Below are 401 nucleotides of genomic sequence, written 5' to 3' on the forward strand. Positions count from 1 at the left end.
AGTCAAAATAGACATCGTTGGCAAACTGCTTCTATATGTCTTGTGCATCTTTAATTTATCCATAAATAAATGTTGAATTTTCGATGCAATTCCATCAACCTTGTCGTTGTTATTGCCAAACTTAGGATAATCACCTTCAACTACAAAGTCAATAATCAGATCGTTTTCGTTTCTAATTGGTTTCACTTTAGCCCACTTAATCGCACTCAATGAATCTGCCACAACGGACAATCCTGCAATACCAGTCGCCATCGTGCGAACGATATCACGGTCATGCAAAGCCATTTGCAACCGCTCATAACAATATTTATCATGCATGTAATGAATAATGTTAAGCGAATTGACGTAAACCCTAGTCAACCAATTTATCATCTGCTCAAACTTCTCCATAACATCATAAT

The 401-nt window shown here is 36.7% G+C and carries 1 protein-coding gene; it reads right to left on the reverse strand.

Features of this window, described 5'->3' with window-relative positions:
* Positions 1-390: pyruvate formate lyase family protein (locus tag ACYVTD_RS17455; RefSeq protein ID WP_461248894.1), on the reverse strand; the 390-nt coding region annotated here is incomplete at its 3' end.
* Between the last annotated feature and the right edge of the window lie 11 nt (positions 391-401).

The sequence above is a fragment of the Treponema sp. R6D11 genome (genome assembly GCF_054786075.1).